Source organism: Ochrobactrum sp. WV_118_8 (assembly GCF_039631535.1).
In the GTDB taxonomy this organism is placed as follows: Bacteria; Pseudomonadota; Alphaproteobacteria; order Rhizobiales; family Rhizobiaceae; genus Brucella; species Brucella anthropi.
This window is the reverse complement of record NZ_JBDIUZ010000002.1, coordinates 1,920,340-1,933,625: the sequence shown is the minus strand read 5'-3', so window position 1 is coordinate 1,933,625 and position 13,286 is coordinate 1,920,340. Positions and strand designations below refer to the sequence as shown.

Sequence of the window (13,286 nt, the reverse complement as noted above, 5' to 3'; positions counted from 1 at the left end):
GCCCTCCTAATTATCCAGATTTCGTGCGACAGTCCGGATCAGGAACGCGGCAACGATGTTGGCAAGGATGATGGCGATGACGCCGGCTGCGGAAGCGCCGCCGATATCCCATTGCAGGAGCGCTTTCAGATAAATGAAATAGGTCAGCGTCGTCGTGGCGATACCCGGTCCACCCGAAGTGGTAACAAGAATTTCCGCAAACACCGACAGAAGAAAGATCGTCTCGATCATGATGACGACCGAGATCGGGCGCAGCAAATGCGGCAGCACGATATAATAGAACATTACCGGGCCTTTGGCCCCGTCCAGGCGCGCGGCCTCCATCTGTTCCCGATCAAGAGACTGCATCGCCGTCATCAGGATCAGCGTCGCAAACGGCACCCATTGCCAGGACACAATTATGATGACGGAAGCCATTGGGAACTGCGAGAACCAGTCGATGACCGGCAATCCGAAACTGCGTGAAATGAAGGCGAACAGCCCGTTCACCGGATGCATCAGCAGGTTTTTCCAGATCAACGCCGAAACGGTTGGCATAACGAAGAACGGCGCAATGACCAGAAGCCGCGCTATATTCTTGCCCCAGAAATCCTGATCAAAGATGACCGCGAACAGCACTCCTAGGACGACCGATATCACAAGAACCGACACAACAAGGATCAGTGTCTTGGCGATTGCGGACCACAAGGTCGGATCGGATAACAGGAAGGAATAGTTCGAGAAACCGGCAAAACCAGTAATAAATGGATTGATGAGATTGTAATACTGAAACGAGAACCACAAGGTCATCGCCAGTGGAACAATCATCCACAGCAAAAGCAGAATGACTGCCGGAGCGAGCAGAGGTCCAGTGCGGACACTGCGACGAGACTTTGCTGCAAAGCGTGATTTTGTGCCTGCGGCCAACGCATGGTTTGCTGGCATTCGGACTTATCCTCCCTTTCCCGTTTCGGATTCACCGTGGCGAACCTCTACGAAAATCAGGTCTGCCGCCCTCCTCCTACCGAAGGCGGCAGACCTTTATCTCACGGCTACTTGATGTAACCGGATTGCGTCATGATCTGTTCGACCTGACGCTGCGCACCGTCGAGTGCCGCATCAACGCTCTGCTGGCCGGCAACAGCCGACGAAATCGCCTGTCCAACCAGCGTGCCGATGGCCTGGAATTCAGGAATGGCCACAAACTGGATGCCGGTATAAGGGACCGGGTCCTTGGTCGGCTTTGTCGGATCGGCAGATTCGATGGCTTTCAGCACCGTATCCGCGAAGGGAGCTGCCTTCTTGTATTCCTCATTGGCATAGGTGGACTGGCGTGTGCCCGGAGGAACAGCAACCCAGCCTTCGGACTTGCCGACGAGCTCGACATATTCCTTCGAGGTCGCCCATTTCAGGAACGACTTCGCGGCTTCCACCTTCTTGCTCGATGCCGGAATTGCGAGGTTCCAGGACCACGCCCATGAAGAACCGTTTGGCGTCACCTCGACCGGCGCCTTGGTAAAGGCAACCTTGTCGGCAACCTGGCTCTGCTTCGGATCATAGATGCGTCCGGCAGCCGAAGTGGCGTCGATCCACATGGCGCAATGGCCGGTCGAGAACAGGGCCTGATTTTCGTTGAAACCGTTCGAGGTAATTCCGGGAGGGCCCGCTTCCTTCATCAGATCGACGTAGAAGTTAATCGCCTTCTTCCATTCGTCGGAATTGATCTGGGGCTTCCAGTTTTCATCAAACCACCTGCCACCGAACGTATTGATCAATGTACCAAGGTAAGCCATGTTTTCGCCCCAGCCCGGCTTTCCGCGCAGACAGAGACCATATTGCTCTTTCGACTTGTCGGTCAGCTTGGTCGCGAAATCCTTGATTTCCGCATAGGTTGGCGCATCGGGCATCTTGAGACCCGCCGCGTCAAACAAGTCCTTGCGATAGAGCGTAAACGAGCTTTCGGCATAGAATGGCACGGCGTAAAGCTTGCCATCCACCGTCAGACCGGCGCGAACCGGCTTGATGAGATCGTCATAGCCGTAATCATCACCAAGATCATCCACCGACAGAAGCCAGCCAGCTTTGCCCCAGATTGGCGTCTCGTAACCACCAATGGTCAGGATATCGAACTGGCCGCTCTTGGTGGCGATATCGGTCGTGACGCGCTGACGCAGCACGTTTTCTTCAAGCACAACCCAGTTGATTTTATTGCCGGTGGCTTTTTCCCACTCCGGCGACAGTTTCTGCATGATGATCATGTCACCATTATTGACCGTCGCGATGGTGAGCTCTTCCGCCCACGCAGCCCCGGCCATAACTGCAATACTTGCAGCAGACGCAATAAGCCCTGCAACATAAGACTTGGTCCGCATTTCGTCTCCTCCTTTACGAATGCATAGCAAAATTCTTACATATGTAAAATTTATGGCGTGAGCTTCCGTAGCTTGTCAAGCACGGTTTTCAATTTTGCGTTGCGAGAAGAAACGACCGCTTTTGTGAACAGTTCCAAGGGCCGAAATCGCGGACATTTCCACCTGCCAAATTCACGAACCGTTGTTTTAGCATATATGGATATTCACCGCATCATTCTCTGCGAACACATTTGACTGCTTGACGTTTTGCCCCGCCTTTGACAGTTTGACGGGACTTCGCCTGGAGGAATACAACGGCGAGCGGAGCTGGAGGAACATCCTGAAATCGTTACAGAAGCGGCAACCGGGACCAGATTTTGTCCCGAGAAATCAGCACATTCCAGTTTATGCGGCGGCTTCGCAGAAAACAGCATCGTCGTGTGTACCTAGGCCGCGACAACTGACGAACAGGACGTAAAGACGTGCGCAAAACAATACGCACCATGGAGGATTTTTCGGAGTTTGTTGGGCTTTCCCGCCCGACAGTGTCGAAATATTTCAGCGATCCGTCGTCCGTCCGTCCCAAGACCCGCGAACTGATTGAAGCGGCAATCAAGCAATCCGGCTTTCGTCCCAATCTTTTCGCGGTGAACCTCAATCGACGTCGCACGACAATTCTGGGTATAATTATCCCCAACCAGCTCGATCATTTCTACATGGCGATGACGAAACGATTGCAATCGCTCGCAGAGCAACGCGGCTATCTTGCGATTGTCCTGTCATCCGATGGCAAGCCTGAGCTGGAAAAGCAGGCAATTGAAACCCTGCGTTCGCTCAATGTCGCTGGTGCCATCATCGCACCGCTTGGCGAAGAGTCGCAACATTCGACGCTGGCACGTCTCGCGGAACACGTTCCAATTGTCTATGTCGACTCTCCGCTCGACAGCACCTCACCCTTTGTCGGCACCGACAATCTCAAATCCTTCCATCTGATTGTCGATTATCTGTGCCGCTCGGGCAGCGAGCCTTGTTATTTTTCCATGCCGATGGTCAACAACAATGCAATCAAGCGGCAAGATGCGTATCGACAAGCCATGGAAAAGCTTGGTTATGAGCCACGCATCATTGACCTCGAACAAAGCCGAAGCTGGGATTTCGAACGTTATGCCTTCGAGCAGACCGCGAGAATTCTACGCGAAAAGGGACGCCTGCCGACAAGCACTGTTCTGTGCTCCAATGATCGCATCGCCTTTGGCGTAACGAGTGCACTCTGGCAGGCCGGTCTGAAAATTGGCAGACTCAAGGATTGCGACGTTCGTGTCGCCGGTCACGACAATAATCCGTTATCGGAATATACGTGTCCTCCACTCACTACAGTGGCGCAGGATTACAATGAAATCGGACGGCTGGCGATTGAGCTCTTGTTTCGAACACTGGGCGAAACAACGGATGACCGACTGGAACTTCCAGAAACACAGCGCATTCTACTCAATGCCGAAATCAAACTGCGCATGAGCGCATGAAAATGGCGGGGTAACCCGCCATTTCAGTGTTCGCTTTTTAATTCAGGCCGAGCGTCCCGCGCAGGGTAGAAAGATCTTCGGCAAGCGTGGTCACAGGACCAGCAAGCGCCTTGCGATCATCATCCGACAGCTTGTCGTAGGATTCGTAGCCGTCACCCTTCTTGTACTTTGCAAGAATGTCGTCGACAGTCTTGAAGTTGGCTTCCACCTTCTTCACGAGATCCGGATTTTCCTTTTCCAGCAAAGGCTTGAAGAGCTCGACGATTTTCTGGGCGCCATCGACATTGGCCTTGAAATCCCAAAGATCGGTGTGGCTGTAACGATCTTCCTCACCGGAAATCTTGGTTGCAGCCACTTCTTCAAGCAGGGCAGCAGCTCCGCCAACAACCTTTTCTGGCGGAACGGTGAGGTCTTTTACACGCTTCTGGAGTTCCAGCACATCTGCGTAGAGCTTGTCGGCAACCGGAGCGAGTCCTTCGGTTGAATTCTGCGCAAACAGGCCATACTCGATGCGATGGAACCCGATAAAGTCTTCCGACTTCTCGCCGTTTTCATGGTCATCGGCGCGGCTGTCGATCGAAGCGTCAAGATCGGCGAAAAGCTCGGCAATCGGCTCGATCTTTTCGTAGGAGACGCGCGATGAAGGATAAAGCTCCTTGGCCTTTTCCAGATCGCCTGCCTTGACCGCGTCGGTGAAAGCCTTGGTGTCCTTTACCAGAACGTCGAGGTTTTCCTGCACATAGACTTTGTAGTCAGCAATCGGCTGAACAAGGTCCAGCGGCGAAACTTCGGCCTTGGCTGCGCCGAAGCTGAGCGTGAGGGCAACGGCACATGCCGATGCGAACAATGGCAGACGATACTTCATGTTTAGCCTCTCCAGATAAAGCGCATTGCGGGAAATGCGCGTCAAATCAAAAACTTGAGATGCGATCCTCACCCGCCAGCATTTTGCGGACCGCTTGCCTCCAAAAGTGCGCGCGCGTAGTAGTCCTTATGATCCTGAACACCAGGCAGCGCGAAGAAATACCCGCCCCCAATCGGTTTCAGGTATTCTTCCAGCGGCTCGCCGTTGAGACGGTTCTGGACCGTGATGAAGCCCTTCTCCAGATCGGCCTGATAGGCGATGAAGAGCAACCCCATATCAAGCTGGCCGGATTTGCTGACCCCGTTTGAATAGTTGAATGGTCGACGCAGAATGAGGTGCTGCTCGGCATTGGCATCCCGCGGATTTGCCAAACGGATATGCGAGTCGAGTGGCGTCACCTTGCCATCCGCATCCTTCGCATAATCGGGAACATCGGCTTCGGTTTTACCGTCGAATGGCGCGCCACTATTCTTGCGGCGTCCGAAAATGGTTTCCTGCTCCTGCAGCGGCGTGCGGTCCCAGCGTTCGACAAAATTGCGAATGATGCGCACAGCCATATAGCTGCCATTAGCGGCCCAGCCCGGCTCTTCATTTTGCTTCTGCACCCAAACGATGCGGTTCATCAATGCATCATCGGCGGAATCCGGATTGGCGGATCCATCGCGGAAACCGAGGAAGTTTCGTGCGCTTTCCTTCGCCCGGGGCGAATGCGGCGGTTGCACCGGAACCGTCCCTTCCTGCTTCCAGCGAACCATCAGAAGATCAGGCATGTTCTTCATGATGTCGCGCAGCGCATGGATGTTCGTGTCCGGCGTATTCGAACAGAACTGAATGACGAGGTCCCCGTGGCAGATGTCCTTCTGCAGGGCGTCGTTGGGGAAACCGGTCATGCGCTGCAGAAGTTTCGGCTTCAACGGCTTCAAACCGAAACGATCATCGAACAATGATGAGCCGAGCGCCACCGTAACCGTGAGGTTATCCGGCGTGACGACAGGTCCAAGAATACCGGAATCCGATGGCGGAAACTTCGCATCAAGCTCCGGTGGTTCTCCACCCTTCATCAAAAATTCTGCCCGCTCGGTGAGCAGTTTGAACATGCGTTCCAGTTCGGCGCGGTCACGCGCCAACACATCAAAGGAAGCGACGAGACCCGCAGCAGGGCGCGGCGTGACGATACCGGGCTGGTGCTTCCCATAAAAAGGCTGACTTTCGTGAATCTTGTCGCTTTCCGGCGCATTGGTCACGCTTTCCGAAGAAAGAGCATGGGCTGTCTGCGGGGCAAGCACGCCTGCAACTGCTCCGGCAACCCCGGTTGCACCAGCCCCGAGGAGCAGTGCACGGCGACCGGCGGAAACAGGCTCTTCTGTGGTAATCTTATCGGTTTTGAAAAATTTTCTGGTCATCAATCTACCCCAAGCTGATCGCGGAGTTTCGTAAACTGTGCAGCGAGTTGAGCCGCACCTTCCTTAATTTTCGTCTTTTCATCAGACGACAGAGCATCATACGCCTTGTAGCCATTGCCTTCAGCACCCGTACCAAGCAGCTTCCTGATCGAAGCTGCGTCCTTGTCGATGCCTTCAAAGGCTTTCGGATCAGCCTTTATAACAATGGGGCGCAGAACATCGGCAGTCTTGCCAGAGCCTTCAAGAAGGCCAGACAAAGCCTGCAGATCGGTGTGAGCGTACCGGTCTTCACCAGCATCCGACGCCGTCGATGCAAAACGGTTCAATGCAGAAGCAGTGCCCGCCATCATGCGATCCGGCGAAATCCGAAGCCCGCGAATGCGCTCTTTCAATGCAGTGGCATCCTGCTCAAGCTTGCCAGCAACAGGAGCCAGACCATTGACGGATTTCTGTTCGAACAAACCGTATTCGATACGGTGCAAACCACCGAACGCAGGGTCCTGCTCGCGCTTTTCAAAATAATCCGCACGAGCATTGATAGCTGTATCGAGATCGGAGAACGCTTCCGACACGGGAGCAATGCGCGCATAGGCTTCTCGCGCCGGACCGTAGGCGGTTTGCGCAGCCTCAAGATTACCGCTGGCTATTGCCGTGGAAAGTGCCGAAACCGATTTCTGGAATTCGGCAACCTCTGTGGTCAGATAAATCTGATATTCAGCCAGTGCACCAATGAAAGCTGTAAGCGGAAGCTTGCCCTTTTCCGCTTCACTGGCAGCGGTCGCAGTCACGATCAGCTTGCCACGCGGATTGGAAAGAAGCCCGCAGGTAATCTGGTATTCGCCTGGCGTCAGCTTGGCGGTGATGGTCTGCTTGAAGCCAGGAGCAATATTTTCGCGCTCCTCAAGAACCATTACTCCGTCGAGAATTTCCCACTCGACCGTACGGTCGGACTTATTGACAATTTCGAATACCGAGCGCCCGGCCGGAACGGTCAGTTCGTTCGGCTCGCAGCTTTTTGCGTTGATCGCGACCTGTATTGTGTCACCGGCTTCTGCATGGCGGGCTTTGTCCGATACACGGGATGCATAATAAAACGCAGCGCCAGCGGCGAGCAGCAACAGCACGGCGAAAGCCAGTCCGATGCGGACCAGATTGCGCGACATGGGTTCAGCAGGTTTCGAATTCGTCATTGAAATCTCTTTTACTGTGCGCTTGTTTTGGCCTGGCTTGCCGTTGCTGGTGCATTTGCAGGCATCAGAAACAGAATGAGCGCTGGAACGAGGAAGGCTACATAGGCAACAACTTCACTGACGGTCGGTGTCGCGATGTAACCGAAAATGCCAGCAAGAACTGAACCAAGCGTGCTGTCGAGCGGGAGAATATCGCTCATATCGAAAACGACCGTCTGGAAATGGTTCCAGATGCCAGCTTCGTGCAACGCCATGACCGAATTGGCGAGAATGCCTGCCGCAATGATCAAAATGAAACCGCCGGTCCAGCGGAAGAAACGGCGAAGGTTCAGCTTCAAGCCGCCTTTAAAGATGCCGTAGCCAACTGCCGCAGCTAGCAACACGCCAAGAAGCGCGCCAAGCGGTGCTGCCGCCCCTTCGCTCTGCTGGAAAGCCGCCAGCAGAAAGAAGACCGATTCAAGCCCCTCGCGTGCGACAGCAAAGAACACCATCAGAATGAGGCCGAAACCTTTATGTGTCGGTGTCTGAAAAGCTGCATCGATGGAATGATGCAGTTCCGACTTGATAGAACGGGCCGCCTTGCGCATCCAGAACACCATCGAGGTCAACACAAAAACGGCAATCAGACCAATAATGGCTTCAAACAGTTCCTGCGCCTTCTGTGGGAATTCTGCACTCAAAAGCTGCAGGATAGCGCCGACGGCCAACGACATGGCCAATGCCAGCAATATGCCGATCCAGACCACTGGCATCCAGGCACTGCGGCCAGTCTGATGGAGATAACTGGCAATAATGCCAACGATCAGCGCTGCTTCCACGCCTTCGCGGAACATGATTAGAAAAGGTACGAGCATTCCAACTATCCAAAAGACAGAGAAATCGGCCTGTCCCTCGGTCGCTTCTCTTCAAACCCGGCATGAAGCCTTCGCCATTTGGTCATCTTTTTATATCCGCACGGCCAGCGCTGCAAGCTAAATGAAGTTGACCAACGTAGGAATGTTTTAGAATTATTCTAATTATTTCAGGAGCTTATGAGTCCGTTTGTTAGCGAGGAATGATCGTCTGCCAAGTTCAGAGATGATTGCATAAGTCATTGAAAATGCACTGAAGCCATGGCCCAAGCACTTTTAGACAGCAGTTGATTGCGAGCTGAAATCAAACCGATCTAGGTTTCAAATCCCTCGGGCAAACCTGCTTTCCCGGCTTGCGACGGATTAAGCCTGACATAGTCAGCTTTCAAATCTTCGGATGTCTTGCGGCTGCCATCATGGCTCCAGCCGGGAGGCGCGATCATATACATCAGGCGCTGCCGCAAGGTGAGACCTGACGAGAATACGTCTTTAAACATACCAACCCATTCGTGAAACGCCACACGCACCGGATTAAATGTGCCGACATTTTTCACGATGCCATAGCGCGGCATATCTTCCGGTAATTCCTCCACGAAAGTGCCGAACATGCGATCCCAGATAATCAGCGTGCCAGCGTAATTTGCATCAAGATAACGCGGATTGGTCGCGTGGTGCACGCGGTGATGCGACGGGGTGTTGAAGATGAACTCGATAGGCCTCGGTAGTTTGTCTATGGCTTCCGTGTGAATCCAGAATTGATAGATCAGATTGAACCCATAGACGAAGGCGATCACCGCAGGGTGAAATCCGATGAGTACCATCGGCACTTGCAACACGAACATGCCCGTCATCTGTCCTGTCCACGACTGACGCAGCGCCGTCGTGAGATTATAGTGCTGACTGGAGTGGTGGTTGACGTGTTCCGCCCAGACCCAGCGCACACGATGCGCAATCCGATGATAGCAGTAGTAGCGCAAATCATCGAAGATGAAGGCGACTACAAATACCCACCAGTGCAGGCCGAGATCAAGAAAGCGGAACTGCCAAACCCAAAGCAGCGCTGTCACGGAAACGAAGCCGAGCAGCAAACCCGCCGCAACATTGCCCGCCCCCATCAACAGGCTTGTAAAAGCGTCTCTTGTCTCAAATTCGCCCTTGCGTTGCCAATATCGGATTGCCACGAGTTCAATCAGGATTCCCAGCACATAAAGCGGGATCGCAACACGCGTCACATCGAAAAATACCGGATTGCTATCCATGTCGGTTCCCCTCCCCAGACGGACCTGAAAGCCAGGCCATCACTCTTTCCCGGTCCTCAGCATTACTGAAAAGAAACCGCGCTTTGGGCCAGGTAAAATCCTTCATATGCAATATCAGTTCGGTATTGCCTTTATCCTCTAGAGCAAGGACGTCTGCGGCGGTCACGCATCGCGTCAAAAAGCGGTCCCCGACGCTATGGACGAGCCCTGTGGATGCGCCACGCAACGGGAAAAATGCTGTACGACGATCATCGGTATAACAAATCTCGCCGATTTTGATTTCAGGATAGTCAAGATGAAAGCGCGCTTTGACACTTTCGTCGTCGGGAAGAATGCTACGCTTAAGCCCTCCACCCAGAAAATGAATTAACAGAACCCCGAAGCCTATCCCGGCGACAACCATAAGCAGAAGCAGCCGCAAATCCATGAAATCTCCCATTCGCAGCGATGCCAAAATGTTCCCGACGACATCCTAGTCATCAACCAGTGCGAATACATCCCAAAACTTTGCGGGCCGATTTGCTAGTCGCAACCGACTTGGCATTTGCAACGGGAGATTGTTTCGATTTGGAGTACGGCGAAGCCGCCATGGGATACAAATACTGACCAATAAGCCAAAGAGCACGGCCGAAATTCGAAAAGTTTCAGAATTTTCCGAAATGGTCAAAAATTTCGTGTTTCAGGGGTTGAAGATTGGAGCAAGGTGATACATATCACAGTCACTTACCGCTGTGCCTCCTCCCATTGCGCGCGGTAAGTGTTCCCCTCTGGAGGTTTGCCCAATGTGGCACCTTCATAACTTAGCCGGACTTCTCAGTCCGGCTCTTTTTTTGCCCAAAATCTGGATAGCGGCTCGTTTCACTAAAAATGTGCAACTTGTGCAACTTGCTGTTTTAAAAACACTAATTCATAAAAATCAGCTTCACTATATTCGCCCCTCTGCAAATTAACTTATTCTCAGTTAATCAGCCAAATACACTTGGGTGCAACATAGAAAAAAGCGCCGCGTTTCCGCGGCGCTTTCCATCAATAGACCTACATTTTATCTCAGCCGTAGGCTGCTACTGGCGGACACGAGCAGATGAGATTTCTGTCGCCGCCGACATTGTCGACACGGCTGACCGGCGGCCAGTATTTTGCCGTCGCATCGAAGTCGCCATTGATCGCGCTTGCCGGGAATACGGCTTCCTCACGCGTGTAAGGATGCGTCCATTCCGTTGCCAGTGTATCGCCTGCCGTGTGCGGTGCATTGGCAAGCGGATTGTCATCTGCTGGCCAAACGCCGTCGGCAACCTTCTTCGCTTCGCCCGCAATGGCGATCATCGCATCGCAGAGACGGTCGATTTCCGACTTCGGCTCAGACTCGGTCGGTTCGATCATCAGCGTTCCGGCGACCGGCCAGGACATGGTCGGTGCATGGAAACCATAGTCGATGAGGCGCTTGGCCACGTCTTCCACGGACACACCTGCGCTGTCCTTCAGAACACGCGTATCGACGATGCACTCATGCGCCACACGATCATGCGCGCCGGTGTAAAGGATCGGATAGGCGTCCTTCAAGCGATGCGCGATGTAGTTGGCATTGAGGATCGCAGCTTCGGTTGCCTTCTTGAGACCTGCGCCGCCCATCATGCGGATATACATCCACGTGATGACCAGAATGGATGCGCTACCAAACGGTGCAGCCGAAACCGCATGCTTGGAACCGATATCCACATGGCCCGGCAGGTAAGGCACCAGATGCTTCGCAACACCAATCGGACCGACGCCCGGACCACCACCGCCGTGCGGGATGCAGAAGGTCTTGTGCAGGTTCATGTGGCAGACATCGGCGCCGATATCGCAAGGGCGCGCAAGGCCGACGAGTGCATTGAGGTTTGCGCCATCGAAATAGACCTGACCGCCATTATCGTGGACGATTTCGCAGAAAGCCTTGATGCCTTCCTCGAACACGCCATAGGTCGACGGATAGGTAATCATGAACGCCGCGAGATTATCGCGATGCTTCTCGGCCTTGGCCTTGAGATCGTCGATATCGATATCGCCATCCGGACGGCAATTGACCACAACAACGCTCATGCCTGCCATCGAAGCACTGGCCGGATTAGTGCCATGTGCAGACGATGGGATAAGGCAGATGTTGCGATGACCTTCGCCGCGTGACTGGTGATAGTGGCGAATGGCCAGGAGACCAGCATATTCGCCCTGACTGCCTGCATTAGGCTGCAACGAAACACCCGCAAAGCCGGTGATTTCGCAAAGCCATGCTTCGACGTCAGCCGTCATCTTCGCATAGCCTTCAGTCTGGGCCGCAGGCGCGAATGGATGCAGGTTTGCAACCGTATTCCAGCTCACGGGCATCATTTCTGCCGCTGCATTGAGCTTCATGGTGCAGGAACCGAGCGGGATCATTGCACGGTCAAGCGCCAGATCCTTGTCGGCCAGACGACGCAGGAAGCGCATCATCTCGGTTTCGGAACGGTGCGAATGGAACACGTCCTGCGTGAGGAAACCTTCACCGCGCCCCTTGCCGGGAACAAGAGCTTTGTCGCCATCGACCGACTTGGCACCGAACAGAACGGCGAGTGCTGCAAGATCTTCCTCGGTCGAGGTTTCGTCAAAGGTGACACCAACTGTATCCGCATCAATGATGCGGAGCAGACGACCGCCCTTGTCGGCTTCGTCGGCAATCTTCGCAGCCTTACCGGCAACTTTAATCGTTACCGTATCGAATAGGCTATCACCTGCGATCTCGACACCAGCAGCTTTGAGGCCAGCCGCAAAGCGTGCAGCAAGGCCGGCCACGCGTGTAGCAATAGCCTGCAGTCCTGCCGGGCCATGCCAGATCGCGAAAGATGCAGCCATATTGGCAAGCAGTGCCTGTGCAGTGCAGATGTTCGACGTGGCCTTGTCGCGACGGATATGCTGTTCACGAGTCTGGAGCGCCAGACGATAGGCCGCACGACCATGCGCATCAACCGACTGACCGACGATGCGGCCCGGAATGATGCGGGTCAGAGGCTCGGACACCGCCAGATACGCGGCGTGCGGACCGCCGAAGCCCATCGGAACGCCATAACGCTGCATGGAGCCTACAGCCATGTCGGCACCCCAGCTGGCAGGCGCTTCCATAATGGTCAATGCCAGCGGATCGGCAACGGCGATGACGAGGGCGCCCTTGGCTTTCGCATCGGCGATGACCTTGCTGAAATCGCCATAGACACCACGCGTATCCGGCCACGGCACGACGATGGCAGCGGTATTGTCATCGACAGTGCTGCCAGTTTCGATCTCCCAGCCGAGCGGTTCGGCGCGGGTGTTGATCACATCGACGGTCTGTGGGTGCAGTTCACCTGCAAGCAGAATACGGCTGCGCTTGTCGCGGTGGTGACGGCAAGCAACGCCGATGGCTTCAGCAACCGCAGTCGCTTCATCCAGAAGCGATGCGCAGGCAACCGGCAGGCCGGAAAGCTCAGCAACAAGCGTCTGAAAGTGGAAAAGAAGCTCAAGACGGCCCTGGCTGATTTCCGACTGATAGGGCGTATAGGCCGTGTACCAGGCCGGATTCTCAAACAGGTTGCGCTGAATGACGGGTGGCGTTTCCACACCATGATAGCCCGCGCCGATGAAGCTCTTCTTCACCACATTGCGGCCCATGATTTCATTGAGCTCCGCAAGCGCTGCATGTTCGCTCAAAGCGGCTGGCAAATCGAGCGCGCGATTCAAACGAATGGATGCTGGAACCGCCTGGGTGATAAGGGTTTCCATGGAAGGAAGGCCGAGCGCTGCAAGCATTGCGCGCTCGTCTTCCAGTCTTGGCCCGATATGACGGGCAACAAAGGGAAGAACCTGTTGCGTCATTTGT

Annotated in this window: 10 protein-coding genes; 1 reads left to right on the top strand and 9 read right to left on the bottom strand. The window is 54.3% G+C overall.

All coding sequences use genetic code 11. From position 1 onward, the window contains the following. Positions 1-6: 6 nt before the first annotated feature. Together ABDF71_RS23365 and ABDF71_RS23360 are read right to left on the bottom strand one after the other, a co-directional pair. Positions 7-924, bottom strand: coding sequence for a carbohydrate ABC transporter permease (locus tag ABDF71_RS23365; RefSeq protein WP_012093208.1), 918 nt, complete (start codon positions 922-924; stop codon positions 7-9). Between the two features lie 107 nt (positions 925-1,031). Further along, complete coding sequence (locus ABDF71_RS23360; RefSeq protein WP_036587439.1) at positions 1,032-2,351, bottom strand: ABC transporter substrate-binding protein; 1,320 nt, start codon at positions 2,349-2,351, stop codon at positions 1,032-1,034. 482 nt (positions 2,352-2,833) lie between these two features. On the opposite strand from ABDF71_RS23360, the gene ABDF71_RS23355 reads away from it, so the two are divergent. Beyond that, positions 2,834-3,853, top strand: a complete 1,020-nt coding sequence (locus ABDF71_RS23355) for a LacI family DNA-binding transcriptional regulator (RefSeq protein WP_010659041.1) — start codon at positions 2,834-2,836, stop codon at positions 3,851-3,853. A gap of 37 nt (positions 3,854-3,890) precedes the next feature. On the opposite strand, the gene efeO (ABDF71_RS23350) is transcribed toward ABDF71_RS23355, so the two are convergent. The 7 genes from efeO (ABDF71_RS23350) to gcvP all read right to left on the bottom strand — a co-directional run bounded on the left by efeO (ABDF71_RS23350) (position 3,891) and on the right by gcvP (position 13,282). Beyond that, complete coding sequence (efeO, locus tag ABDF71_RS23350; RefSeq protein ID WP_151663124.1) at positions 3,891-4,718, bottom strand: iron uptake system protein EfeO; 828 nt, start codon at positions 4,716-4,718, stop codon at positions 3,891-3,893. 68 nt (positions 4,719-4,786) lie between these two features. Then, on the bottom strand, positions 4,787-6,121 hold the full coding sequence (gene efeB, locus ABDF71_RS23345; RefSeq protein ID WP_010659043.1) for an iron uptake transporter deferrochelatase/peroxidase subunit: 1,335 nt from the start codon (positions 6,119-6,121) through the stop codon (positions 4,787-4,789). Further along, positions 6,121-7,311 carry an iron uptake system protein EfeO gene (gene efeO / locus ABDF71_RS23340; RefSeq protein WP_258124158.1) on the bottom strand — a complete coding sequence of 397 codons (1,191 nt, stop codon included), beginning with the start codon at positions 7,309-7,311 and terminating at the stop codon, positions 6,121-6,123. Before efeO (ABDF71_RS23340) ends, efeB begins: the two co-directional genes overlap by 1 nt. An 11-nt stretch (positions 7,312-7,322) precedes the next feature. Further along, positions 7,323-8,165 carry an iron uptake transporter permease EfeU gene (efeU, locus tag ABDF71_RS23335; protein WP_258124156.1) on the bottom strand — a complete coding sequence of 281 codons (843 nt, stop codon included), beginning with the start codon at positions 8,163-8,165 and terminating at the stop codon, positions 7,323-7,325. Between the two features lie 311 nt (positions 8,166-8,476). After that, entirely contained in the window at positions 8,477-9,421 is a 945-nt protein-coding gene (locus tag ABDF71_RS23330) for a sterol desaturase family protein (protein WP_010659046.1), read from the bottom strand. Beyond that, positions 9,414-9,848: a hypothetical protein gene (locus ABDF71_RS23325; RefSeq protein ID WP_036563560.1), complete on the bottom strand. Its 435-nt coding sequence runs from the start codon at positions 9,846-9,848 to the stop codon at positions 9,414-9,416. Before ABDF71_RS23325 ends, ABDF71_RS23330 begins: the two co-directional genes overlap by 8 nt. A gap of 620 nt (positions 9,849-10,468) precedes the next feature. Further along, positions 10,469-13,282 carry an aminomethyl-transferring glycine dehydrogenase gene (gcvP, locus tag ABDF71_RS23320; RefSeq protein ID WP_010659048.1) on the bottom strand — a complete coding sequence of 938 codons (2,814 nt, stop codon included), beginning with the start codon at positions 13,280-13,282 and terminating at the stop codon, positions 10,469-10,471. Between the last annotated feature and the right edge of the window lie 4 nt (positions 13,283-13,286).